We start from the raw sequence: 22,993 nt of genomic DNA, 5'->3' as shown, positions 1-22,993 counted from the left end.
GAAGCAGTGATTCTGATGGCCAAGCGAATCGACGTCAGCGGCCTGACCGCCTACTACGGCTCCCACAAGGCGATCGAGGACATCTCGATGACCGTGGAGCCCCGCTCGGTGACCGCCTTCATCGGCCCGTCCGGCTGCGGCAAGTCCACCTTCCTGCGCACCCTGAACCGGATGCACGAGGTCACCCCCGGCGGCCGCGTCGAGGGCAAGGTGCTCCTGGACGACGAGAACCTGTACGGCAGGGACGTCGACCCGGTCGCCGTGCGCCGTACGGTCGGCATGGTCTTCCAGCGCCCGAACCCGTTCCCCACCATGTCGATCTTCGACAACGTGGCGGCCGGGCTGCGCCTCAACGGTTCGTACAAGAAGAACCAGCTGGCGGACGTGGTCGAGAAGTCCCTCAAGGGCGCGAACCTCTGGAACGAGGTCAAGGACCGCCTCAACAAGCCCGGCTCGGGCCTGTCCGGCGGCCAGCAGCAGCGGCTGTGCATCGCCCGCGCGATCGCGGTCGAGCCGGACGTCCTGCTGATGGACGAACCCTGCTCGGCCCTGGACCCGATCTCCACCCTCGCGATCGAGGACCTGATCGGCGAGCTGAAGGAGCGCTTCACGATCGTCATCGTGACGCACAACATGCAGCAGGCGGCGCGCGTCTCGGACCGTACGGCGTTCTTCAACCTGGCGGCCGTCGGCCAGCCCGGCCGCCTGGTGGAGCTCGACGAGACCGAGCGGATCTTCTCCAACCCGTCCGTCCAGGCGACCGAGGACTACATCTCGGGCCGCTTCGGATAACCCCGGACCGTCTGCGGTGCTGCATGGCGGTGCCACCGCAAGACGAAGGGCCCGCCCCCTGGTGCCAGGGGGCGGGCCCCTTTACGTACCCCGCCAGGCCCGGGAGACCGTTTGCGCCTGCGGGCCCTGAAGGGGCGCGGGGAACTGCGCGAGCAACCACCCAGCGACCCGCAGGCAAAAGCAAAAGGGGCCCGGGGCAGAGCCCCGAGCCCCCCGTAACGCGGCTCAGCCGAAGAAGATCCGCACCACGTAATAGCTCGCCGCCGCGACGATCGCCGCCGCGGGCATCGTGATGAACCACCCGAGGATGATGTTCTTCGCCACACCCCACCGCACCGCGTTGACGCGCTTGGTCGCCCCCACACCCATGATCGCGGACGTGATGACATGCGTCGTCGAGATCGGCGCGTGGAACAGGAACGCCGACCCGAACATGATCGAGGCCCCCGTGGTCTCCGCGGCGAACCCCTGCGGCGGATCAAGCTCGATGATCTTCCGCCCGAGGGTCCGCATGATGCGCCACCCACCGGCGTACGTCCCCAGCGACAGCATCGCCGCGCAGGCGATCTTCACCCAGATCGGGATCTCGTCGCCCGCGGACTGCACATCCGCGATGACCAGGGCCATCACCACGATGCCCATGGTCTTCTGGGCGTCCTGGAGGCCGTGCCCGAGCGCCATGCCCGCCGCCGAGACGGTCTGCGCGATACGGAAGCCCCGCTTGGCCTTGTGCGGGTTGGACTTGCGGAACATCCACAGGATCGCGCACATCACCAGGTAACCGGCGACGAGCCCGATCACCGGCGAGACGAACATCGGTACGACGACCTTGTCGAGCACCCCGTCCCAGTGGACGGTCGTCCCGCCCGCGAGCGCCGCGCCGACCATGCCGCCGAACAGGGCGTGCGAGGACGAGGACGGCAACCCGAAGTACCAGGTCACCAGGTTCCAGATGATCGCCCCGACCAGCGCGGCGAACAGGATCCCCATCCCCTTGTTGCCCTCGGGGGTGGCGATCAGGCCCTCACTGACGGTCTTGGCGACCCCGCTGCCGAGGAAGGCACCGGCGAGGTTCATCACGGCGGCCATGGCCAGCGCCGCACGCGGGGTCAGCGCCCGCGTCGAGACGGAGGTCGCGATGGCGTTCGCCGAGTCGTGGAACCCGTTCGTGTACGTGAATCCGAGCGCGACCGCGATGGTCACGATCAGTGCGAAGGTGTCCACGAAGCTCAGGACTCCTTGACGGCGATGGTCTCCACCGTGTTCGCCACGTGCTCGAAGGCGTCGGCGGCCTCTTCGAGCACGTCCACGATCTGCTTGAGCTTGAGCACCTCAATGGCGTCGTACTTGCCGTTGAAGAGATGGGCGAGCAGCTTGCGGTGGATCTGGTCGGCCTGGTTCTCCAGACGGTTGACCTCGATCCAGTACTCGGTGAGGTTGGACATCGTCCGCAGGTTCGGCATGGCCTCGGCGGTCAGCTCGGCCGCCCGCGCCAGGACCTCGATCTGCTGCTCGACGCCCTTGGGCAGCTCCTCGACGTTGTAGAGGACGACGAGGTCGACGGCCTCCTCCATGAAGTCCATGATGTCGTCGAGGCACGACGCGAGGTTGTAGATGTCCTCGCGGTCGAACGGCGTGATGAACGAGGAGTTCAGCTGGTGGAAGATCGCGTGGGTCGCGTCGTCACCCGCGTGCTCCGCTGCCCGCATCCGCTCCGCGATCTCGGCCCGGGACGCGGAATCCGCTCCGAGCAGTTCCATCAGGAGCTTCGAGCCCGTGACGATGTTGTCCGCGGACGCGGAGAACATGTCGTAGAAGCTCGTCTCCCTGGGGGTCAGACGAAAGCGCACGTGGGGTCCTCGGGGTGCTCTGGATTCGGTCAGGCTGATGCTAGGCGCATCATCCGGCCACGGCTAACCGGCGTACTTCAGTGTCGCCCATCAGGCACAGTGATCAGCACGGGCCCCCGGCCCGTATCCGTACCCCCTTCCACGGGGTTCGTTACCCTATACCCACGAGGGGTATCCACCCCCTCTTCTGACCACGGGAGGACGCGATGACGACCACCGAGCCCGCCGAGCCGGACACCGTCCTCACGGACCAGCCGCACGCGGTACACGGCTACCACAAGCAGAAGGAAGAACACCTCAAGCGGCTGCGCAGGATCGAGGGGCAGATCCGCGGGCTCCAGCGCCTGGTGGACGAGGACGTCTACTGCATCGACATACTCACCCAGGTCTCGGCGTCCACCAAGGCCCTCCAGTCCTTCGCCCTCCAGCTCCTGGAGGAGCACCTGCGGCACTGTGTGGCGGACGCCGCGGTGAAGGGCGGCGGGGAGATCGACGCGAAGGTGGAAGAGGCCACGAAGGCGATCGCCCGCCTGCTGCGCACCTGAACGACGGCCGCCGACGGCCCGCCCGGGTGGCTCGCCCCTGTCGGCCCGCCCTCGGTAGCCCGGTCCGGTGGACCGCCCCCGGTGACCGCCCCGGCCACCTGGCCGGCTGTCTGGCCGGAAGCCGGCGGCCGGGCCCGGTCACGTGCACCGGGAGCCGCGGGCCTGGCCGGAATCAGCCCCCGGCGCCGGCGGGGGTCTCGGGCTCGACCTTGAGCACCTCGTCGATCAGGTCGGGACTGAGCCGCTCCCCGTCGGCGGCCGAGGCGGCGATCATCAGCTCACCGCACAGCTCGATCTCGACGAGGGCCACGTGGTCCTGGACGGTTGTGCTGCGGAGCCCGGCCACGCACCTCACCCCTCTACCCCTCTTTCTGCCGTCGTCGGCTTCCTAGCGTAGGGAGGAGCACACACACCGCGCATGGCACGGACGGACCATTTCCGCCACCGCCCATGACTGAATTCCCGAACGCCTCCCGGCCCCCTATGACTCGATCTTCCCGGCGTAGATGTCCCGCTCCGCCGGGAGCTGCACGGCGGCGGGCACCCCGAATCCGTACAGCAGCGTGGTCGAGGCGACCGCGACCGTACGCCCCTGGTTGACGTAGCTGAAGTGCTGGCGCAGCTTGCGGAGCAGGCCCTGGGCGTCGAAGTACGCGTCGAAGGGCACCGCGCCCTTGGACCGGCCGAAGCCCTTCGCCGCGGCCGCCAGCGAGCCGCGCGCGTGCGGCCCGGCCGCGCCCGCCGCGCGGGGGATGTCGGCGGTGCCCCGGTAGTGCCGGACCCGGACGCCCGCCAGGTCCTCCTCGCCCACGAACCTCACCGCGCCCGAGCCGCGCAGCAGTTCGGCCGCCACCATCGGGTCGGTGACCCCGCCGGTGACCAGGTTGCCGTCGGGGAGCGTCGCCGTGTCGACGCGGACCCACTTGTCGGCGGGGACGCCCGCGCCCCGGTTCTTCATGTAGAGCGCGCCGGGCGCCAGCAGTTCGGTGATCGGGCGGTGCTCCTCGGCGCCCGCCGCGTCCCGGGGCAGGACGACCTTCAGCCGGCCCATGCGGCGCGTGAAGTCGTACACCCCCTCGCCGCGGATCGTCACGCGCGTGCCGCCCGCGGCCATCTCCATGGAGGTGCTGGTCTTGGAGCTGCGGGCGGCCACCAGCGCGTCCGCCGCGCGGGCCACCACCTGGCTGGGCTCGGCCGCACGCCCCTGCGGCCCGTCGGCGCCCGCGGAGGCGTCGGCCCCGCAGCCGGCGACGAGCACGCCCGCGACGGTCACCGCGGCGGCCGTCACGCCGGTCACGACGGCACCGGCGAAGCCCGCGCCCCCAAGCCCCTGCCGCCGCACCGCCATCGCCGTCAACCCCCAAGCGCCTTCCACGACCCGCCGCACCACCCGCCCCGTCTAACGACCGCGTCCCCACCCCGGTCACGCCCGCGCCCGACGCTGGGTACCGTGGCAGCGTGCCCCACCAAGCCTCAGCTCCTGAGCACCGCACCACGACGACGGAACGCGGCAGCTTCGCCCACGCCCACTGCACCTGCGGCTGGACCGGCCCCGCCCGCCGCTCCCGCGACAAGGCGCGAGGGGACGCGCGGCAGCACGAGTCGGCGGACTAGGCCCGCCCGGGGGCCGCGAAAACGTCCGGCCGGCCGAGCAAGGACCCGTACGCCACGGGACGGTTCGGAGCCCGGCCCTGCGGGAACACGTCCCCGCATGGACCGGCGCTCCCTCCTCGCCGCCGGGGCCGCGGGGACCGCCCTCGCCGCCGCGTCCGCCTGCACGTCCGGCGCGGCCCGCGGCGAGGCATCGACATCCCCCCGGTCACCCGCGCCCACCGCCGCCACCTCGGCCTCCGGTACCGGCACGGCTCCGGCCGCCTGGACCGCCCTCGCGCGCTCGCTCGCCGGTTCCCTGGTGCGGCCCGAGGACGCCGCGTACCCGACCGCCCGTCAGCTCTACAACACCCGCTTCGACGGCCTGCGTCCGGCGGCCGTCGCGTACGTGGCGAACGACGACGACGTACGGGAGTGCCTGGCCTTCGCCCGCGCCCACCGCACCCCGGTCGCGCTGCGCGGCGGCGGCCACTCGTACGCGGGATGGTCCTCCGGCACCGGCCGCCTCGTCCTGGACCTGTCGAGGCTCAACGGCGTCCGGGCCGACGGCGACACCGCCACGGTCGGCGCGGGCGCCCGGCTGCTCGACGTCTACCTGGCCCTGGGCAGGGGCGGCCGGACGATCCCCGGCGGCTCCTGCCCCACCGTCGGCGTCACCGGGCTCACCCTCGGCGGCGGTCACGGCGTCGCCACGCGCGCGTACGGCGCGACCTGCGACAGCCTCACCTCCGCGACCCTGATCACCGCCGACGGCAGACGGCTCACCGCCGACGCCGACCACGAGAGCGACCTCTTCTGGGCCCTGCGCGGCGCGGGCAACGGCAACTTCGGCGTCGTCACGGGCCTGACCTTCCGTACGCACGACGCCCCGCGGACCGTCACCGCCCACCTGACCTGGCCCTGGGCCAAGGCGCGTGCGGTGATCGGGGCCTGGCAGGAGTGGGGCCCCGACCAGCCCGACGAGATCTGGTCCGCCGCCCATCTCGCGGCGGCCGCGGGCGGCGTGAAGGCGGGGGCCGCGCCGACCGTCGGCGTCTCCGTGTTCTCGCTGGGCACCTACGGCGATCTCCAGAACGCCGTGGACCGCCTCGCCGACCGCGTAGGCGCCCCCGCCGACTCCGTCTCGCTGCGCCGCCACGGCTACACCGAGGCGATGCTCGCGTACGCCGGCTGCGCCGGGCTCTCCGAGGACCGGTGCCGGCTGCCCGGCGCCACGCCCGGCCGCTCGCCGCGGGGCGCGCTCCAGCGCGAGACGTACGCGGCCCGCTCCGCCTTCTTCGACCGGGCGCTCCCCGCCGACGGCGTACGGGCCCTGCTCGCCCGGACCGAGGCGTTCGGGAACGTGGCGGTGGGGCAGGGCGGCGGGGAGGGCAGCGTGGCGCTCACGGCGCTCGGCGGGGCGCTGAACCGGGTCTCCCCGACGGCGACGGCGTTCGTGCACCGGCGTTCGCGGGTGCTCGCGCAGTACATCGCCTCCTGGCGGCCGGACACCCCGGGAACGGCCCAGCGGGCCTGGCTGAATACCACCCATGACGCGCTGAGCCGGTACGCGAACGGCGCCGCCTACCAGAACTACACCGACCCGGAGCTGAGGGACTGGCGCCGGGCGTACTACGGCGCCGCCGCGCCCCGGCTGGCCGAGCTGAAGCGCCGGTACGACCCGACGCGCCTGTTCGACTTCCCGCAGGCGCTGTAGTCCCGCAGGGGGTGCAGTCCCGCAGGGGGTGCAGTCCTGCGGCGGTGCAGTCCCGAGTCCCGCGGCGGGTGCGCGACCGCCGAACCGGCCTACGCCGCCAGGTCGTTCTCGCCCGGTCCGGCTCCCGTCCCGGTCTCCGCACCCGACCGGGAGCCGCGGGGCTCCGGCAGGTCGGCGGCGAGCCGCAGCGAGGACTGGCCGGCGCGCCGCGACCGTACGAGACGGCCGAGCCGGGGCGAGCGGGCCACGGTCGACACCAGCGGGGTCAGCAGCATCAGCGCGAGCGGCGCGAGCAGCAGGGTGACGGCGGTACCCAGGGCGAAGCCGCCGACCACGTCCGTGGGGTAATGCACGCCCATGTAGACCCGGCTGAAGCCCTCGGCGAGCGCGAGACCGATGGCGAGCAGCCCGAACCTGCGGTGCGCGACGAAGAGTCCGGCCCCGATCGCCATGGCCAGCGTGGCGTGGTCGCTCACGAACGAGTAGTCCGTCTTGCCGTCCACCAGGACGTCGAGCCCCTTGTGGGCGACGAACGGCCGCGGCCGTTCCACGAACCCCCTGATGGGGATGTTGACGAGCAGCGCGATCCCGGCGGCGAGCGGCGCCCAGACGAGGGCGGCGAGGGACGCGAGCGCGCTCTCCCGGTCGTCCGCGCGCCGCAGGCTCCACCAGCACCGGAGCACGACGAGGACGAGGGCGAGGAGGATGCCGTACTCCCCGACGAACTCCATCACGCGGTCGAGCCAGGTGGGAGCGGAAGCGGCGAGTCCGTTGATGTCGTAGAGCAGGCTGACGTCCAGGTTCGCCCCGTCGAGCGCGAGTCCAGCCATGCCGAGGCCCCTTGCCTGTGCGTGTAGCTACCAACCCCCGTGGTCAGTACTGCTGCGGTCACTGTCCACTGAACGGCCTGAACGGCCCTCGCGTTCCACTCTCCACGGAATGATCACGACGACGTTACCGAAGAGAGACTCATCGTCGCAGCTCAGGGCCATGACTTGACGGAGAGTGCCGACGAGTTCCGGCCACTTCCCACCGGGGGTCACGTACCCGGTTTGAAGGTCGGCAACGCGGCGGCGCCGTCCTTGGTCACCCGGGTCGCGCCGAAGTAGTCCGGCGCGTCGATCTTGTCGAAGCGGATGACGGCGCCGGTGTACGGGGCGTTGATCATGTACCCGCCGCCGACGTACAGCCCGACATGGTGGATGGCGCGGGAGTTGGTCAGGTCGTCCGAGAAGAAGACGAGGTCGCCGGGGAGGAGCTCGTTGCGGGCGGGGTGCGGACCGGCGTTGTACTGGTCGTTGGCGACCCGTGGCAGCGCGATCCCGACGCTGGCGTAGGCGGCCTGGGTAAGCCCCGAACAGTCGAACCGCCCGCCCTGGGCGGCGGTCCCCTCCCCACCCCAGAGGTAGGGGGTCCCGAGCTTCTGCTGCGCGTAGTAGATGGCCCCGGCGGCCTGCTGGGAGGGGGCCACCCGGGTGGTGGGGCGGGCGAAGCTCTTTTCCAGGGTGCGGATGATCTTCACGTAGTTCTGGGTCTCGGGGTACGGCGGCACCCCGCCGTACTTGATCACCGCGTACGCGCCCGCGTTGTAGGCGGCCAGCATGTTGGCGCCCTGGTCCCCCGGCACGTTCTTGACGTACTTGGCGAGTTCGCAGTCGTACGAGGCGGCGGAGGGGATGGCGTCCTGCGGGTCCCACACGTCCCGCTTGCCGTCCCCGTTGCCGTCGATGCCGTGGGACTCCCAGGTGCCGGGGATGAACTGGGCGATGCCCTGGGCCTTCGCGGGGCTGACGATCGTCGGGTTCCAGCCGCTCTCCTGGTAGAGCTGGGCCGCGAGCAGCGCCGGGTTCAGCGCGGGGCAGAGCGTCCCCCACTTCTGCACCAGCGGCTGGTACTTGGCCGGGACCGCTCCCTTCGCCAGCCCGACCGCGCCGCCCCCGCCGCCCAGGCCGCCGGCCAGCCCGGCCGCGGCCGAGTACGTTCCGACGACGAGCAGCGCGAGGAAGCTCAGGCACAGCCCGAACCCGATCCCGCCTGCCACCCAGAATTTGCGCACCCGTCAACCCTCCCCCATCGCCGCCGGGTTCACCGCCACTTTCCCGCCAGCCGTGTCGGCCGCGCGTCTCATTCCACGACGAAGCCCGCGCAGACGACGCTCCGGTACTCCCTCACCCCCTTCACATGCTGGTAGACGACGGTCCATTCGGTCGACTTGTCCCGCTCCACGGCCAGGGCGGGCAGCACCTTGCCCTGGGAGCGGAGGACGAAGTCGTCCGGGTACGTCACGTACTTCCACTGCGTCTGGGCTCCCGCGTACAGGTCGGACACCTTGCTGACGAAGCCGAGCTGCCGGTTGGGCGTCCGGGCGGTCGGGTTCCCGTTCGCGTCGACCTCGTGCGGCGGCTTCACGGTGATCGCGAGGTAGTACGGAGGCGCGCCCGGCTCCTCGTACTTGAGCCGGTATCCGATCTGCACCTTGCCCGCCGGCACCTCGTCCGTGGCGGAGAGCCCCCCGGGGGTCACCGCGAACTGGAACTGGGTGTCCAGCTGTTCCTGTGCCGGCTGCCGGCAGCTGTCCGACAGCCCCGAGTAGCCGTCGAGGGACGGCGCGGTCTGCTCGATGTACTGCGGCGGCCCCAGCGGTGCCTTCTTGCCGGAGTCGGCGGGGCTCGCGCTCCGCGACGGGCCGGGCGTCCCCGACGCCTCGGCCCCCGCGCCCCCTCCCTTCCCACCCGGCAACCCCTGCACCACCACAGCCCCCACCACCCCCAGCACCGCCGCCACCGCGACCGTCACCAGCCAGGTGGTGCGGCGGGAGCGGGGCGGGGCGGGGGGCGGGGTGGGACGGTTCGGGGGGAGGGCCGTCGCCGTGGGGAGGTCGTGCGGGGGCGGTTCCGTCAGGCCCGCCGAGAGCGCCTGGTAGTACGGATCCTCGACCAGCGCCGACGTCACCCCGCACCGCACGATCACCTCCGCCGGAGTCGGCCGGTGCGCCGGATCCTTGGCCGCGCAGGACGCGATCAGCGCCGCCAGCCCGGGCTCGACGCCGGCCACGTCGATGGGCTCGTGGACGGCCCGGTACGACACGCCCTCCACCGACCCCGCCCCGAACGGCGCCCTCCCGGTGGCCGCGAACGCCATCGTCGCCCCCAGCGCGAACACGTCCGCCGCGTCACCCACCTCGTTGCGCACCAGCACCTCGGGAGCCGTGTAGCCGGGGGTGCCGGGTGCGGCGCCCGTGCGGGTGAGGGCCGTGTCCGCCGCCGCCCGCGCGATGCCGAAGTCGATGAGCTGCGGGCCCTGCGGTGCCAGGATGACGTTCTGGGGCTTGAGGTCCCGGTGCGTCACCCCGTACGCGTGCACGCTCGCCAGCCCCTCCGCCAGCGCGGCGAACAGCCTGCGGCAGGTGTCGGGCGGGAACGGGCCCCGGTCGGCGACGGCCCGGCTCAGGGTCGGGCCGGAGACGTACTCCGTGGCGAGCCAGTACGGCGGCGCCGCCAGCGACGCGTCGATCAGGTTCGCGGTGTACGCGCTGCGCACCGCCCGTACCGTCTCCGCCTCCCGCCGGAAGCGGGCCAGCGCCTCCGGGTGGTCGGTGATCTCGTCCTTGATCACCTTGAGCGCGACCAGCCGGCCGCCGGGCGAGCGCCCGAGGTAGACCATGCCCATCCCGCCCGCACCCAGCCGGGCGAGCAGGGCGTACGTACCTATATGTGCCGGATCCCGGGGCCTGAGCGCGTCCACCGCACGACTCTGTCACGCAACTGGCGCGCTTCTCACGCCCGTTGACCTACTTGTGATCACGTGCGACGCCGGGCGACCGATTCGCGTACGGATACGCCCGTATCCCCGGCTCGCCACCCGCTCCTCGACGTTGCTAGGTTGCGTCGGCAAGTAAAGGAAAGCAAAAGGCATGGCAACGGGGGAACGGCCGCACATGGTACTCAGCGCGCAATGGGACGAGCTCTTCGCGGGGACTCCGCCCAGGCCGGGCGAGCGCGAGCCGTCCGCCGCCGGTATGCGGCTCGCTTCTGCCAACAGCAAAGAGGGCGGCGGGGGCGATGGCGCCCCTGACATCCGGTTCAGCAAGTCTCCCTGGACCTCCGCCGGCAAGGTCGCCGGGGAACTGCGCACGGGCGCGGCCGGCGCGCTCACCGACCTCGCCTCCGCCTCCGAGGGCCTCACCGCCGGCACCGAGGGCTTCACCGCCACGGCCGCCCTGGTGGAGATCCAGAAGTCCTGGAACGACCGGCTCGGCGCGGTCCGCGACGAGTGCGGACGCCTGGACGGGGCGCTCCGAAGCGTCGGCAAGGACTTCGGCGAGACCGACGTGCGGGTCGGCAACGACGTCAAGGCCGCCGTGCCCGCCGCCCCGGCCGGCCCGAAGGGCCGGTGACCCGCCCGTGCCCACCTGGCAGCAGCTGCGCGATGTGAAGCTGTCCGAGTTCAGCGACGCCGCCGACGGCTGGGGCAAGGTCAGCGGCCGCGCCAACGCCGCCAAGGACCGCGTCGACAACGAGATGCGCGCCCGTATCCACGAGACGCAGCAGAGCGGGACCGCCGAGGCCGCCGTCGCCGACACCGGACGGCTCAGTCGCAACTTCCAGTACCTGCACACCGAGTGCGGTCTGGTGCGTACCGCGCTCGACGGGCTCGCCACCGAGCTCGCCGCGCCGCAGAAGAAGCTGAAGCAGGCGCTGGAGGACGCGGAGAACCTGAAGTTCACGGTCCAGCCGGACGGCTCGGTGAAGTACCCGAGCACCGCCTCCGTCGTCGTGCCGCTCGCGCCCGGTCCCGGTGTCGCCAGGCCCGGGGCCCCGGTGCCGTTCCTGCCCGGCAAGGGCGAGGGCGGCAGCGACCCGAACAAGGCGAAGGCGGAGGACATCGCCGAGCGGATCGCCGGGGCGGTCCGGGACGCGGCCGAGATCGACGGCCGGTACGCGGGCGTCCTGCGCCGTCTGAAGTCCCCACCCGGCCTCGCCGTCACCAACGAGATGCTGGTCGACGCGGCCGCGGACACGAAGGACGTCCAGAAGAACGCGAAGTTCCTACCGGAATCAGGCATTCCGAAGGGGAAGTCGCCCGCGGACACCAAGAAGTGGTGGGACGGTCTGAGCCAGGAGGAGCGCGACGAGTACGCGACCCTCTACCCGGCGGCCGTCGGCGCCCTCGACGGCCTGCCGGCCACGGTCCGCGACGACGCCAACCGCATGGTGCTCGCCGAGGCCCGCGCCCAGGTCCAGCTCGACCGCGACGCCCTCGGCCCCGAGCCGGACCGTCTGCTGATGACGCGGCGGGGCGGTGAGCCGGTGATGATCGAGAACCCCGAATGGCGCAAGTGGGACAAGAAGCGGGGCCCTCTCGACGCGAAGATCAAGGGCATGGACGCGATCCAGGGGCGCTTCGACCGTACGGGCACGGCGACCCGGCCCGGCGAACGACCGCTCCCCGAGGCGTACCTCCTCGGGTTCGACGCGGACGGCATCGGCCGCGCCATCGTCGCCAACGGAAACCCGGACACGGCGACGCACACCTCCGTCTACGTGCCCGGGACGGGAACGAACCTCGAAGGCATCAACGGCAACATCGGCCGCATGGAGAAGCTCTGGCGGACCAGCTCGGACATCTCCCGCGGGGCAAGTGTCTCCACGATCACCTGGTTCGGCTACGACGCGCCGCAGAGCATCCTCACGGACGCTCCCCGCAGTGGTTACGCCAACGAGGGCGGCCCGATCCTCAACGACTTCCTCGGCGGTCTGCGCGCCGCCCACGAGGGCGAACCCGGCCATCTGACGGCCCTGGGCCACAGCTACGGCAGTACGGTCATCGGCTCGGCCGCCCGCCAGGGCACCCTCCCCGTCGACGACGTCTTCGTGGCGGGCAGCCCCGGTGAGCAGGTGGGCCACGCCTCCGAGATGGACGTGCCCAAAGGCCATGTCTGGGCGGCCAACGCGGACAGCGAGCCGTTCCTCAAGGGCATGCCGATCCCGTTCATCGGTGACGACAAGTACGGGGGCGTCAACATCCCCTTTGTCTCCAGCGACCCGGTCCCCGAGATCGGCGGCTGGGGCCACGCGCCGAAGAAGCTCGACATCGACGTCCTGCCCGCGTGGCTCGACGGCGACGGCATGAGCGTCGTCAAGCCCCTGACCCCGAGCAACCCGGACTTCGGCGCCAACATCGTCGCCACGGACGGCTCCCGGGGGCACAGCGGCTACTGGGACGAGGGATCCCAGAGCCTCCTCAACCAGGCCCGGGTCACCGTGGGCCAGTACGACAGGGTGAAGCTCCTTGACCAGTAACGCCAGGAGTCCGCGGCTTCGCGGACCGGTCCGGCTCGTCGCGCTGGCCGCCGCCGTACTCACCGCCACGACAGGATGCACCGCCATGGACAACGACGGACTCGACTACACGCCCGAGAAGAAGACCGTCGAGGTCGCCCAGGAGCTGTCCCGGCAGCAGTCCAGCCTCCTCCTGGACGTCTCCGGGTTGAAGCAGTACGGCACGACGAACGGCGGCCCGTACACCGACCCCTGCCCGAGGGTCGAGCACGGCTACCGCGTGAAGCACAGCTGGATGGTCTACGGCCCCTCCCGCGAAGTCCTCTCCGCCGCACTGCGGCGCCTGCACGAGGAGCTGCCCAAGCACGGCTGGAAGGTCTACCGCTTCGAGAAGGCGGGCTCCAAGGCCCAGCAGATGCAGCTCGACGTCGAGGACCTGAGGCTGCACCACACGGCGACGATCGAGGAGGACTTCGCCTCGCGCGACCCGAAGGCCTCCAAGTGGGAGAAGGCGGGCCGCGACGGCCTGTTCGTCATGCTGGACTCGCCCTGCTACGTCGACCCCGCGTACACGGAGGGCGCCCAGTAGCCCGTACCCACGGGCCCGGGCCCCGCCGGCCCCCTCAACACCCCTCCCCGCCCGCCAGCCGGAACAGCTCCGCCGTGCTCGGCCCGAAGACGATGCTGTACGACACGTCCGGGTCGTCCCCGCCCTCCTCGTAACCGCCGATGACCCCCACCACCGACCCGTCCGCCGCCTCCCACGGGCTGCCGCTGGTGCCGCCGGAGTAGCCGGGGCACTCGATGCGCTGCTGGGTGGCGCCGTACCGTGTCGTGCGGTTCGTGCAGGTCAGGGGGGAGTCGGCGTCGCTCGGATACCCGGTGACCGTGACGGTGTCCGCGGCGCCGGCCGTGGCTGTGGCGTCGGCCGTGGCTGTGGTGTCGGGCGCGGCCGTGGTGCCGGCCGTGGCCGTGGCCGTGGTGTCGGGCGTGGCGTCCGCTGTGGCATCGGACGGCGGCGGCGTCGCCAGCCGCGCCGCGCCCACCGCGTCCTCCACCCGCGCCCCCGTCAGCGAGCCGGCGCCCAGAACCGCGAAGGCCACGTCGTCGTCCTCGCTGCCGTCCTCCTGCCACGCGTCATCCGTATAGGTGTCCTCCACCGGCCAGGTGCCGTACGGCGCCCGGCCGTCCCGGTAGCCCGGCACGAAGACCGCGTCGTCCTGGCCGTCCAGGCAGTGCGCCGCCGTGACGATCAGGTTCCGGTCCGCGCTGTGCACCACGGACGCCGTGCAGAAGTGGTCGCCGTCCAGGCCGCCCTCGAACAGCGCGCCCACGCGCGCGGAGGCGGCCGTGGCCGGCGCCACGACGGTCCGGCCGCCCGTCCCGGGGTCCCGGTCCCCGTACGCGGGGATCACCAGGAGCACGGCCACCGCCGACAGCGCACGCAGCTGGGAGACGTGTCTCATGACCCGGACTGTGCCGCTCCGACCTGAGAACAGCCCTGGAACTTTTCTGAGAAGAGTCTGTGAAGTGAGCCGGCGAGGAGTTCGCGCGGGGGCCCGTACGAGCACCCTGACAGGGGGCCGGACGCGCCCGCGCGAGTTCCGCTCGAGCCAACGGGCCCAGAGTGCACCAACGACAGTCATTGCCCGGAGTCACTGTGCGTGATACACAGAGTGACCATACGCGAATCCGTAGAGAACCGGTCCACCGCAGGTCAGGGCGGTGCGACCGGCACAGCTGTGCGGTTTCGGGAAAAGAGAGCCGCCAAGTCGACATGCCGGGGCGGTTTCATCAGCGAAGATAGAGCCTGACCCATGCCATGGGGCAGGGGCATCGAACTACCCGACAGGGGCGGTGAGTTACGTGTACCTGGCAGCAGAAAAGGGCGACATCACCACGATCATCGGCGGGATCGCGCCCAACTGGGGGCCGTTCGGAAGCCTGGGCAACGAGGCCCGGGTGATGGTCGAAGTCGTGATGGCCGTGGCCATCCTCCTGTGCCTCGGCATCGCCGTCTGGGGCGCGGCCAAGCAGCGGATCGGCGCGACCGCGCTGCGCGACACGTTCAGCGCGGAGCAGGGCAAGGGTCTGATCGTGGCCGGACTGACCGGAGTCTTCATCATCGGTTCGCTCGGCACCCTGTTCACCATCGTGTACGGGATGGCCGTCTGACCCGATCCGATCTGAACTGATCTGAACTGATCCGACCGGGTCCTACCTGACCTGTCCTCAGGCCGGGTGCCATCCCGTTTCCTTCGTCCCCACGGCCCCGCCCAGGCCCTCCCCCACCATCCGTCCGTCGTGCCCACCGACTGAGGTTGCGTCTCCCTGATGTCGAGTCACCACACCGCGCCCGCGCGGGAACCAGCACGGCTACCGTCGTACTACGACACGACGGACCAGCGAAGGGTTGAGGGGGCGTACGCGGCATGAGCCTCGGCGACGAGCACGACTCCAGGCGCACGGAGGACGCGTACAGCACCGTCGGCGGTACGCGCCAGACGCGCACCCGACTGCCGGAGGGCGAGGGCGCCGACGTGTACGGCGGCGCCCGCCGCCCCGTCCGCGCCTCCCGCTCCCTGATCATGGTCGTGGGCGTGGTGGCGCTCCTCGTCGCCGCGATCGCCTTCGCCAACCGGGGCGACAGCGGCGGCGGCACCTCGGACGACCCCAAGCACACGGGATCGAACCCGACGGCGGCGAGCGGGGCGAAGCCGGTCGAGGGCAAGACCGGCGGAATCGCCTCGGGCTTCGCCCAGACGGAGCAGGGGGCACAGTCGGCGGCGGCGAACTACGCGGTGGCGCTGGGCTCGGACGGCATGTTCAACGCGGCGCACCGGCACGACATCGTGGAGTCCGTCGCGGACGCCTCCAGCAAGGAGAAGCTGCGGTCCGGGTTCGACAGCAACTACTCACCGGGCCTCAACCAGCAGATCGGCCTGACCCCGGAGGGCACCGCGCCCGCGGGGACGACCTTCGTCAACCGGACGGTCCCGGCGGGCACCAAGGTGCAGAGCTACTCGCCGCAGGCCGCGAGCGTCGACGTGTGGTGCATCGGGCTGTTCGGCCTCACCGGAGAGAAGTCCACCAAGCCGGTGACCAGCACCTGGTTCACGATGACGCTGAAGCTGGCGTGGAACGGGTCGGACTGGAAGGTCCTGGAGACCGCTCAGAAGAAGGGCCCGACACCGGTCACCGGCGACAACACCGTGTCCGGCTCCGAGGAGATCGCGAACGCGGTCAAGGAATTCGGAGGGTTCACTTATGCCCGGTAGCCCTCGCAGCCGTACCCGCTCGGTTCTCGCGGCGGCGACCGTCCTGCACACGGCGGTCGTCCTCTTCGCCGCCCGCGCGACGGCCGCCCCCACACCGACGCCGACCCCGTCCGGCAGCGCGTCGCCACCGGCACCGGGCAAGTCCGAGAACCCCTGCTCGCTGATCTCCGGCCCGGCCCGCGACTACTGCGACAGCGGGTCCTCCCAGGCCCCACAGAGGGGCGGCGGCTCCGTCGCCCCCGGCGACCCCGCCGACCCCCTCACCTCCCTCGCCAAAGGCTGCGCCGACGCCGCCGTCTGGGTCGTCGACACGCTCTCCAAGTTCGTGAAGACCGCCGCCAAGGTGGACTTCACCAACCCCGCCTTCCTCGGCCGCTACGCCGTCGTCTTCGCCGCCGCCACCATCCTCACCCTCGTCCTGTGGCTCCTCGCCGTCACCAAGCGGGCGATCCGGGGGGTGCCGCTGACCACGGCGATCTCCGAGGCCGTCGGGTTCCTCTGGCTGACCGTGCTGGCGTCCGCCTTCACCCCGCTGATCCTCTACACCGTCGTCAACGCCACCGACGCCGTCACCGACGTCATCGCCGCCGGCACCGGCGACCAGACCGACGTGTTCTTCGGGTCGTTCTCGGACGCGCTGAAGAAGGGCACGGACATCGGCGGCGGCCCGATCATGCTGATCGTCGTCTCGCTGGTCACCATCCTCGCCGCCGGCATCCTCTTCCTCGAGCTCTACATCCGCGCCCTCCTGCTGTACGTGGGAGCGCTGCTCGGCGTCGTCGTGTACTCGGGACTCGTCGACAAGAACATGTGGGGCCACGTCCGCCGCTGGGCCGGGATCATGATCGCGGTCATCCTGGTGAAACCGATCATCGTGATCGTCCTCAGCCTCGCGGGCGCGCTGTCGGCGGGGAAGGGGCCGGACTCCTTCCAGGCCGTCGTCTCCGGCCTCGCCATCATCCTGCTGGCCATCTTCGCCTCCGCGATGATCTACCGCTTCGTCCCGGGCTTCGGCGACGAGATCGCCGCCGCCCGCACCAACCGCAAGCAGGCCACCGACGGCTCCCAGGCCGCCGCAGTGATCTCCTCCCCGGCCGCCCTCGTCTCCCAGGGCATCAAGACCCACAGCAGCCGGGGCAACCAGGGGGGCGGCGGCGCCCAGGCCCGCCCCGCCAACCCGATGTCCGGCGGCGTCGCCGCCCACAGCAGCCGGGGTTCCTCCGGCGGCGGTGGCGGCGGACCTGTCCCCTCCGCCGCACCCCCGCCCCGTAGCGGCTCCGGACCCACCAGCGGCACCCCGCACAGCAGCCGCAACACCGGCACCAAAGGCAACAACAGCACAGGAGGTGGAGGGCGTTGACGACCCAGTCCCAACCGGTCTCGCCCCGCCGCACGTATCTGATCGGCCGTGCCAGGCCGTCGGCGATCGTCGGCAAGAACCGCGAGACCGGCGAGATCGCGCTGATCATCGGCGGCGCGTTCCTCGGCATGATGTGCGGACTGCTGGTCCCCGTCCTGTCCCTGCGGATCCTGCTCCTCATGGGCTTCCCCATGCTGGCGCTGGCCGCCGTGTACCTCCCGTACAAACACCGCACGTTCTACAAGTGGTTCGAGATCAACCGCAGCTACAAACGCTCCCTGCGGCGCGGCACCACCTACCGCTCCGGCGCCATGGAGGCGGGCGTACGCGGTGACGGGCGCGAGGTCGAGGTCGGGCCGCCGCCCGGCATCGGCCGGATCAACTGGCTCGCCGCGCCCTTCGGGCCCGACGAGATCGCCGTGCTCCTGCACGCCGACCGCCGGACCGTCACCGCCGCCATCGAGATCGAGGGCCCGGGCGTCGGCCTGCGCGACTCCGAGGACCAGGAGGCGCTCGTCGACCGGTTCGGCACCCTGCTCAAGCACGTGGCCAACGGCGACGGGTTCGTCACCCGCCTCCAGATGCTCGCCCGCACCCTGCCCGCCGACCCGGACGCGCACGCCAAGGACGTCGCCCAGCGCGGCGACCACAGCGCCCCCGACTGGCTCCAGGAGTCCTACCAGCAGCTCCAGTCCATGGTGTCGACCTCCAGCGAACAGCACCGCGCGTACCTCGTCGCCTGTATGCAGTACTCGCGCGAGCTCGCCGCCGAGGCGAACGCCATGGCCCGCGCCGCCCGCCCCCAGACCGGCCGCAAGCTGGACCGGGACGCGGGGCTCGCCGTCGTCATGGCCCGCGAGCTCACCGACATCTGCGCCCGGCTCGCCGAGGCCGACATCCGGGTGCGCCAGCCGCTCGGCCAGGGCCGGCTCGCCTCGCTCGTGCACTCCATGTACGACCCCGACCACCCCATCGACCACATCCAGGCCATGACCAAGCGCAACGCCTGGCCCGCCGAGCTGGACGCGGTCGAGCCCACCTACCTCCAGGCCAAGACCCGCGAGTCCTCCACGCGCGCGCCCTGGTGCCACGCCACGGCGTGGGTGAAGGAGTGGCCGATGACCCCCGTGGGCGTCAACTTCCTGGCTCCCCTGCTCGTCCACACCCCGGACGTGATCCGTACCGTCGCGGTCTGCATGGACCTCGAACCCACCGAGGTCGCCATCGAACGCATGCTCACCGAGAAGACCAACGACGAGGCCGAGGCCTCGCGCGCGGCCAAGATGAACCGCACCGTCGACCCGCGCGACATCGCCGCCCACGGCCGCCTCGACCAACGGGGTGAAGATCTCGCCAGCGGCGCGGCAGGCGTCAACCTCGTCGGGTACATCACGGTGTCGGCGCGCTCCCCCGAGGCCCTGGCGAGGGACAAGCGCACCATCCGCGCCTCGGCCGGCAAGTCGTACCTGAAACTGGAGTGGTGCGACCGCGAGCACCACCGGGCCTTCGTCAACACCTTGCCGTTCGCGACCGGCATCCGCCGCTAGCCGAGAGCTGATAGGGGCCCTGCTCATGCGAGATCCGCTCTCCGCGCTCACCAACGCCTTCACCTCCTTCCTCTTCGGCAAGGTCGAGACCACCCGGCTGCCGGTGCGCACCTCCACGGGCCAGGCGCAGGCCGTCTATCTGCCGACGGCGGCGCCGGGTCTTGGCGACTCGGGCGTGATCATCGGCCGCGAGGTCTACAGCGGCAAGGGATACATCTACGACCCCTTCCAGCTGTACGGCCAGCAGCTGCCCGCGCCGCACTGGCTGGTCCTCGGCGAGTCCGGCAACGGCAAGTCGGCGCTGGAGAAGACCTATGTGCTGCGCCAGCTGCGCTTCCGCGACCGGCAGGTCGTCGTCCTCGACGCCCAGGGCGAGGACGGCGTCGGCGAATGGAACCTCATCGCGCGCGAGCTGGGGATAACCCCCATCCGGCTCGACCCGATGGCCGCCCTCGACGGCGGAATCAAGCTCAACCCGCTGGACCCGGCGATCACCACCACCGGCCAGCTGGCGCTCCTGCGCACCATCATCGAGGTGGCGATGGGGCACGGCCTCGACGAGCGCTCGGGCTTCGCCCTGAAGGTCGCCCACGCCTACGTCAACGAGACCATCACCGACCGCCAGCCGGTCCTGATGGACATCGTGGAGCAGCTGCGCCACCCGGAGGCCGCCTCGGCGGTCGCCATGAACGTCGACATAGACGACGTCCGGGCCTGGGGCCTGGACGTGGCGCTCGTCCTGGACCGGCTGGTCGACGGCGACCTGCGGGGCATGTTCGACGGGCCGACCAGCGTCGGCATCGACCTGGACGCCCCGCTGATCGTCTTCGACCTCTCGCACATCGACCGCAACTCGATCGCGATGCCGATCCTGATGGCCATTGTCGGCGTCTGGCTGGAGCACACCTGGATCCGGCCCGACCGCAAGAAGCGCATCTTCCTGGTGGAGGAGGCCTGGCACATCATCAACTCGCCGTTCGTGGCGCAGCTCTTCCAGCGGCTGCTCAAGTTCGGCCGACGGCTCGGTCTCTCCTTCGTGGCGGTGGTGCACCACCTGTCGGACGTCGTGGACGGGGCGGCCGCGCGGGAGGCGGCGGCGATCCTGAAGATGGCGTCGACCAGGACGATCTACGCCCAGAAGGCGGACGAGGCGAGGGCGACGGGCCGGGTCCTCGGCCTGCCCCGCTGGGCGGTCGAGATCATCCCGACGCTCACGCCCGGTATCGCCGTCTGGGACGTCAACGGCAATGTCCAGGTGGTCAAACACCTGGTCACCGAGCGGGAACGGCCCCTGGTCTTCACCGACCGGGCCATGACCGAGTCGGCGGCGACCGACGACGTGCTCGCGCACGAACTGGAGAGCCGCCTGGAATCGGAGAGCGAGCGCAGGGCAGCGATGATGGAACAGCGCATGTCAGGCACCTCCTCCCCCGAGTCGACCGTGGCCTGACGGCCGGCGGGCCCCTCCCCCCGAGGGGCCCGTCCGATCAACGGCCGCCCGCAGCACCAAAGTTCCCCGACACGCGCAAGTCGGCCCGACACGCCGGAGGTTGCCTGCAATGCCGGAGTCCCGCTCCCGCGGCGAGGAGCGCGGCATCCCCGACTCCCTGCTGGTCGGGCTGCTCGCGTTCCTGCTCGGTCTGACAGTCCTGGTCTGGATGGCGACGGGCCTCGCGGGCCTGTTCAGCCACGGCGCCTGGCCGGACGCAGTGACGTTCACCCGCACCCCGCTCGCCCTGCGCCAACTGGTCCAGGCCCCCCACGACCTCCCGGCGGCCTGGCCGGACACCCCCGCCGCCCAGCTCTCCGGCTACGGCCTCTTCTGGGGCCTGCTCATCGGCGAACTGCTCATCCTGCTCGTGCTGTTCATCTTCGCCCTCGGCACGTGGTCCCGCTGGAAAGCGGTCCGCGCGAGAGCCAGAGAGGCGGCCGCGACGCAGGCCGCGGAGACGCCCGGCGAGCCGACGAGACACACGGACACGCGCGCGTGGAGCGCGCCGACGGACACGGATAGGGCTACGGGTACGGGGACGGGCCCAGATACGGGTGTGGGTGCCGCTAGAGGTGCCGGTGCCGGCGTGGAGATGGGCAAGGGTCCGACTACGGCCCCGGGTACGGATCCGAGTACGGCCCGTACCGTACGTACGGAGGGCGCGGGGATCGAGACCGCGCCCGCCCCCGGCCTCGCCGCCGCACTCACCCTGGGCCTCGCCCCCACGCCCGCCGCCCCGCCTGTCACCGCACCCGTCACCCCGCCCGTCCCCACGGCCTGGGCGCCCGACGACCCCGGAGCCGGACGTCTTCCCGCGCCGCGCGCGGCCCGCCCGCCCCGGCTCGTCTACGGCGGCCCCGACACCCGTCGCCCCACCGCCGTCCAGGCCATCCAGGACGCCGAGGGCGCCGCGCTCGTCATCACCTCGGACCCCAGCCTCTGGGCGGAGACGAAGGACGCGCGCGCGAAGCTGGGCCCTGTGCACGTGTACGACCCGGGGCACCTCTGCGACACCCCGGCCCGGCTGCACTGGTCGCCCACGAGCGGCTGCGAGGAAGCGGAGGTGGCGGCGGCGCGCGCGAACGCGCTGCTCGCGCCCGTACGCCCGCAGGCCCGGATCGACGCTGCCATGGCCGACACCGCCGAGACCCTGCTGCGGTGCTGGCTGCACGCGGCCGCGCTGGACAGCCGGGACGGCAAGGCGGTCAAGCAGATGCACCGCTGGGCCCAGGGCACCGGCGCCCACGAGGCCGTACGGATACTCCGCACCCACCCCAAGGCCATGAGCGGCGCGGCGGGCCTGCTGGAGTCGGCGCTGACCGCGCACCCCGAACGCCGGGAGATCGCCCAGGAGCTGACGGCCCGTGCGCTCGACGCGCTCTCCTCGATCCACATCCGCGAGGCATGCACACCCAACCGAGCGGATTCGCTCGCGCTGGCATCATTCGCCGCCGAAGGGGGCACGCTTTACGTGGTGGGTGAAGCCATCGAGGATCCGCGGTCCCGTCCCGCCGCGATGCCCCTCCTGACCGCCCTCGCCTCAGACGTGGTCGAGCGCGGCCGCCGCATGGCCGAACGGTCACCCGACGGTCGGCTCGACCCACCAATGACGCTGGTCCTGGACGACGTGGCGGCGGTCGCCCCGCTGCCCCGGCTGCCCGAACTCCTTTCGACCGGGCAGGACATGGGCCTGCCGACCCTGGTCCTGCTCCGCTCTGCCGAACAGGCCCGGGCCCGCTGGACCGAGACGCTGACGCCCTAGCCCGGCACCTGTGACCGGCAGACGGGCTCTACAGACGCGCCGGACCTACGGACGCGGGAACTCCATCTCGACCTCGTACGCGCCAGCCGCCTGCCCGGCGCCCGCAGGAACGGTCTTGCCCGTCCGTACGAACCCGAACTTCCGGTAGAAGCCCTCGGCCCGCTCGTTCTGGTTGTGCACGTAGAGCCGTACGCGCTCCAGGCGCGGTCGCTCCAGGGCCCAGGCCCACTCCAGCGCGGCCTCGAAGAGCCGCTCGGTGAGCCCGACGCCCCGGAACTCGGGACGTACGAAGACACCGACGAGATGGCCCTGGGCGGCCTCGATGTCCAGCCCGAAGAAGTCCACGTTCCCGGCCTGCTCGACCAGGACGACGACCGAACCGGCCCAGGTGCCGTCCGGGCCCTCGGCCACGAACTGCCGGCCACCGGGAGCGTCACCGGAGACGCCGGCCGTCCGCTCCTCCCAGAAGGAGTCGGGGCGTACTGCTGCCTCTTCGGCGGTGTCAAGGAAGGCGACGGGGGCGGCAGGGTCGGCGAGCCCGGCCATCCGGAGTTCCTTGGCCTTGCGCCATTCATCGGCCCGTACGGGGCGTATCACGTGGTCCATGGCGTGATCCTGCCACGGAACGCAGAAAAGCCCCGCACCATTAATCCTTGCGGATCATGGTGCGGGGCTTCCCGCAATATTTGTTCGGCGGCGTCCTACTCTCCCACAGGGTCCCCCCTGCAGTACCATCGGCGCTGAAAGGCTTAGCTTCCGGGTTCGGAATGTAACCGGGC

The 22,993-nt window shown here is 71.5% G+C and carries 22 protein-coding genes and 1 rRNA gene; 13 read left to right on the top strand and 10 right to left on the bottom strand.

The window, feature by feature from the left end:
* Positions 1 to 15 precede the first annotated feature (15 nt).
* A complete protein-coding gene (gene pstB, locus ABZ404_RS29040; protein WP_358833702.1) occupies positions 16 to 792 on the top strand; it encodes a phosphate ABC transporter ATP-binding protein PstB in 777 nt (258 codons plus the stop codon).
* Between the two features lie 225 nt (positions 793 to 1,017).
* On the opposite strand, the gene ABZ404_RS29035 is transcribed toward pstB, so the two are convergent.
* Positions 1,018 to 2,016, bottom strand: a complete 999-nt coding sequence (locus ABZ404_RS29035; RefSeq protein ID WP_358833703.1) for an inorganic phosphate transporter — start codon at positions 2,014 to 2,016, stop codon at positions 1,018 to 1,020.
* 5 nt (positions 2,017 to 2,021) lie between these two features.
* Positions 2,022 to 2,642 carry a DUF47 family protein gene (locus ABZ404_RS29030; RefSeq protein WP_067155188.1) on the bottom strand — a complete coding sequence of 207 codons (621 nt, stop codon included), beginning with the start codon at positions 2,640 to 2,642 and terminating at the stop codon, positions 2,022 to 2,024.
* Between the two features lie 206 nt (positions 2,643 to 2,848).
* Between ABZ404_RS29030 and ABZ404_RS29025 the strand changes: the two genes are divergently transcribed.
* Positions 2,849 to 3,187 carry a metal-sensitive transcriptional regulator gene (locus ABZ404_RS29025; RefSeq protein WP_358833704.1) on the top strand — a complete coding sequence of 113 codons (339 nt, stop codon included), beginning with the start codon at positions 2,849 to 2,851 and terminating at the stop codon, positions 3,185 to 3,187.
* 172 nt (positions 3,188 to 3,359) lie between these two features.
* On the opposite strand, the gene ABZ404_RS29020 is transcribed toward ABZ404_RS29025, so the two are convergent.
* Together ABZ404_RS29020 and ABZ404_RS29015 are read right to left on the bottom strand one after the other, a co-directional pair.
* The gene (locus ABZ404_RS29020; protein WP_358833705.1) at positions 3,360 to 3,533 is read right to left on the bottom strand and encodes a hypothetical protein; all 174 of its coding nucleotides are present in this window, start codon (positions 3,531 to 3,533) and stop codon (positions 3,360 to 3,362) included.
* Positions 3,534 to 3,668: 135 nt separating this feature from the next.
* On the bottom strand, positions 3,669 to 4,535 hold the full coding sequence (locus ABZ404_RS29015) for a hypothetical protein (RefSeq protein ID WP_358833721.1): 867 nt from the start codon (positions 4,533 to 4,535) through the stop codon (positions 3,669 to 3,671).
* Positions 4,536 to 4,645: 110 nt separating this feature from the next.
* Between ABZ404_RS29015 and ABZ404_RS29010 the strand changes: the two genes are divergently transcribed.
* Both ABZ404_RS29010 and ABZ404_RS29005 read left to right on the top strand, forming a co-directional pair.
* Positions 4,646 to 4,801 (top strand): hypothetical protein, encoded by a 156-nt coding sequence (locus tag ABZ404_RS29010; RefSeq protein ID WP_358833706.1) that lies wholly within the window; start codon positions 4,646 to 4,648, stop codon positions 4,799 to 4,801.
* Between the two features lie 97 nt (positions 4,802 to 4,898).
* A complete protein-coding gene (locus ABZ404_RS29005; RefSeq protein WP_358833707.1) occupies positions 4,899 to 6,494 on the top strand; it encodes an FAD-binding oxidoreductase in 1,596 nt (531 codons plus the stop codon).
* 89 nt (positions 6,495 to 6,583) lie between these two features.
* Here the strand turns inward: ABZ404_RS29005 and ABZ404_RS29000 are convergent, their stop codons facing one another.
* The 3 genes from ABZ404_RS29000 to ABZ404_RS28990 all read right to left on the bottom strand — a co-directional run bounded on the left by ABZ404_RS29000 (position 6,584) and on the right by ABZ404_RS28990 (position 10,238).
* The gene (locus ABZ404_RS29000; protein ID WP_358833708.1) at positions 6,584 to 7,324 is read right to left on the bottom strand and encodes a phosphatase PAP2 family protein; all 741 of its coding nucleotides are present in this window, start codon (positions 7,322 to 7,324) and stop codon (positions 6,584 to 6,586) included.
* Between the two features lie 209 nt (positions 7,325 to 7,533).
* Positions 7,534 to 8,550, bottom strand: a complete 1,017-nt coding sequence (locus tag ABZ404_RS28995) for a bifunctional lytic transglycosylase/C40 family peptidase (RefSeq protein WP_358833709.1) — start codon at positions 8,548 to 8,550, stop codon at positions 7,534 to 7,536.
* A 68-nt stretch (positions 8,551 to 8,618) separates the two neighbouring features.
* A complete protein-coding gene (locus ABZ404_RS28990; protein ID WP_358833710.1) occupies positions 8,619 to 10,238 on the bottom strand; it encodes a serine/threonine-protein kinase in 1,620 nt (539 codons plus the stop codon).
* Between the two features lie 169 nt (positions 10,239 to 10,407).
* On the opposite strand from ABZ404_RS28990, the gene ABZ404_RS28985 reads away from it, so the two are divergent.
* Genes ABZ404_RS28985 through ABZ404_RS28975 form a run of 3 tightly spaced genes read left to right on the top strand, consistent with a single transcriptional unit; the run spans position 10,408 to position 13,364 of the window.
* The gene (locus tag ABZ404_RS28985) at positions 10,408 to 10,890 is read left to right on the top strand and encodes a hypothetical protein (RefSeq protein WP_358833711.1); all 483 of its coding nucleotides are present in this window, start codon (positions 10,408 to 10,410) and stop codon (positions 10,888 to 10,890) included.
* A gap of 7 nt (positions 10,891 to 10,897) precedes the next feature.
* Complete coding sequence (locus ABZ404_RS28980; RefSeq protein WP_358833712.1) at positions 10,898 to 12,796, top strand: alpha/beta hydrolase; 1,899 nt, start codon at positions 10,898 to 10,900, stop codon at positions 12,794 to 12,796.
* Positions 12,786 to 13,364 carry a hypothetical protein gene (locus ABZ404_RS28975; RefSeq protein ID WP_358833713.1) on the top strand — a complete coding sequence of 193 codons (579 nt, stop codon included), beginning with the start codon at positions 12,786 to 12,788 and terminating at the stop codon, positions 13,362 to 13,364. The genes ABZ404_RS28980 and ABZ404_RS28975 overlap by 11 nt, the downstream gene beginning before the upstream one ends.
* Positions 13,365 to 13,398: 34 nt before the next feature.
* On the opposite strand, the gene ABZ404_RS28970 is transcribed toward ABZ404_RS28975, so the two are convergent.
* Positions 13,399 to 14,241, bottom strand: a complete 843-nt coding sequence (locus ABZ404_RS28970; protein ID WP_358833714.1) for a trypsin-like serine protease — start codon at positions 14,239 to 14,241, stop codon at positions 13,399 to 13,401.
* A 400-nt stretch (positions 14,242 to 14,641) separates the two neighbouring features.
* On the opposite strand from ABZ404_RS28970, the gene ABZ404_RS28965 reads away from it, so the two are divergent.
* The 6 genes from ABZ404_RS28965 (at position 14,642) to ABZ404_RS28940 (ending at position 22,214) form a co-directional block, all read left to right on the top strand.
* Positions 14,642 to 14,950, top strand: a complete 309-nt coding sequence (locus tag ABZ404_RS28965; protein ID WP_101389324.1) for a hypothetical protein — start codon at positions 14,642 to 14,644, stop codon at positions 14,948 to 14,950.
* A 257-nt stretch (positions 14,951 to 15,207) separates the two neighbouring features.
* Positions 15,208 to 16,053: a hypothetical protein gene (locus ABZ404_RS28960; RefSeq protein ID WP_358833715.1), complete on the top strand. Its 846-nt coding sequence runs from the start codon at positions 15,208 to 15,210 to the stop codon at positions 16,051 to 16,053.
* The gene (locus tag ABZ404_RS28955) at positions 16,043 to 17,413 is read left to right on the top strand and encodes a hypothetical protein (RefSeq protein WP_358833716.1); all 1,371 of its coding nucleotides are present in this window, start codon (positions 16,043 to 16,045) and stop codon (positions 17,411 to 17,413) included. The genes ABZ404_RS28960 and ABZ404_RS28955 overlap by 11 nt, the downstream gene beginning before the upstream one ends.
* The gene (locus ABZ404_RS28950) at positions 17,410 to 18,960 is read left to right on the top strand and encodes an SCO6880 family protein (RefSeq protein WP_358833717.1); all 1,551 of its coding nucleotides are present in this window, start codon (positions 17,410 to 17,412) and stop codon (positions 18,958 to 18,960) included. Before ABZ404_RS28955 ends, ABZ404_RS28950 begins: the two co-directional genes overlap by 4 nt.
* A gap of 25 nt (positions 18,961 to 18,985) precedes the next feature.
* Entirely contained in the window at positions 18,986 to 20,410 is a 1,425-nt protein-coding gene (locus tag ABZ404_RS28945; protein WP_358833718.1) for an ATP-binding protein, read from the top strand.
* A gap of 109 nt (positions 20,411 to 20,519) precedes the next feature.
* The gene (locus ABZ404_RS28940; RefSeq protein ID WP_358833719.1) at positions 20,520 to 22,214 is read left to right on the top strand and encodes a type IV secretory system conjugative DNA transfer family protein; all 1,695 of its coding nucleotides are present in this window, start codon (positions 20,520 to 20,522) and stop codon (positions 22,212 to 22,214) included.
* A gap of 45 nt (positions 22,215 to 22,259) precedes the next feature.
* Here the strand turns inward: ABZ404_RS28940 and ABZ404_RS28935 are convergent, their stop codons facing one another.
* Both ABZ404_RS28935 and rrf read right to left on the bottom strand, forming a co-directional pair.
* Positions 22,260 to 22,820 carry a GNAT family N-acetyltransferase gene (locus ABZ404_RS28935; RefSeq protein ID WP_358833720.1) on the bottom strand — a complete coding sequence of 187 codons (561 nt, stop codon included), beginning with the start codon at positions 22,818 to 22,820 and terminating at the stop codon, positions 22,260 to 22,262.
* A gap of 82 nt (positions 22,821 to 22,902) precedes the next feature.
* Positions 22,903 to 22,993, bottom strand: a 5S ribosomal RNA gene (gene rrf, locus ABZ404_RS28930); the annotation flags it as partial.

Origin of the sequence: Streptomyces sp. NPDC005878, assembly GCF_040629815.1 — a bacterium.
Taxonomy (GTDB): domain Bacteria; phylum Actinomycetota; class Actinomycetes; order Streptomycetales; family Streptomycetaceae; genus Streptomyces.
This window is presented reverse-complemented; position numbering and strand designations above follow the sequence as displayed.

Excerpts from the sequence above, each read along its gene's own strand:
- ABZ404_RS29005 (WP_358833707.1), top strand. The coding sequence starts at position 4,899 with ATGGACCGGCGCTCCCTCCTCGCCGCCGGGGCCGCGGGGACCGCCCTC.
- ABZ404_RS28985 (WP_358833711.1), top strand. The coding sequence starts at position 10,408 with ATGGCAACGGGGGAACGGCCGCACATGGTACTCAGCGCGCAATGGGAC.
- ABZ404_RS28945 (WP_358833718.1), top strand. The coding sequence starts at position 18,986 with ATGCGAGATCCGCTCTCCGCGCTCACCAACGCCTTCACCTCCTTCCTC.
- ABZ404_RS29015 (WP_358833721.1), bottom strand. The coding sequence starts at position 4,535 with ATGGCGGTGCGGCGGCAGGGGCTTGGGGGCGCGGGCTTCGCCGGTGCC.
- ABZ404_RS29000 (WP_358833708.1), bottom strand. The coding sequence starts at position 7,324 with ATGGCTGGACTCGCGCTCGACGGGGCGAACCTGGACGTCAGCCTGCTC.
- ABZ404_RS28940 (WP_358833719.1), top strand. The coding sequence starts at position 20,520 with ATGCCGGAGTCCCGCTCCCGCGGCGAGGAGCGCGGCATCCCCGACTCC.
- ABZ404_RS29025 (WP_358833704.1), top strand. The coding sequence starts at position 2,849 with ATGACGACCACCGAGCCCGCCGAGCCGGACACCGTCCTCACGGACCAG.
- pstB (WP_358833702.1), top strand. The coding sequence starts at position 16 with ATGGCCAAGCGAATCGACGTCAGCGGCCTGACCGCCTACTACGGCTCC.
- ABZ404_RS28935 (WP_358833720.1), bottom strand. The coding sequence starts at position 22,820 with ATGGACCACGTGATACGCCCCGTACGGGCCGATGAATGGCGCAAGGCC.
- ABZ404_RS28955 (WP_358833716.1), top strand. The coding sequence starts at position 16,043 with ATGCCCGGTAGCCCTCGCAGCCGTACCCGCTCGGTTCTCGCGGCGGCG.
- ABZ404_RS28960 (WP_358833715.1), top strand. The coding sequence starts at position 15,208 with ATGAGCCTCGGCGACGAGCACGACTCCAGGCGCACGGAGGACGCGTAC.
- ABZ404_RS28970 (WP_358833714.1), bottom strand. The coding sequence starts at position 14,241 with ATGAGACACGTCTCCCAGCTGCGTGCGCTGTCGGCGGTGGCCGTGCTC.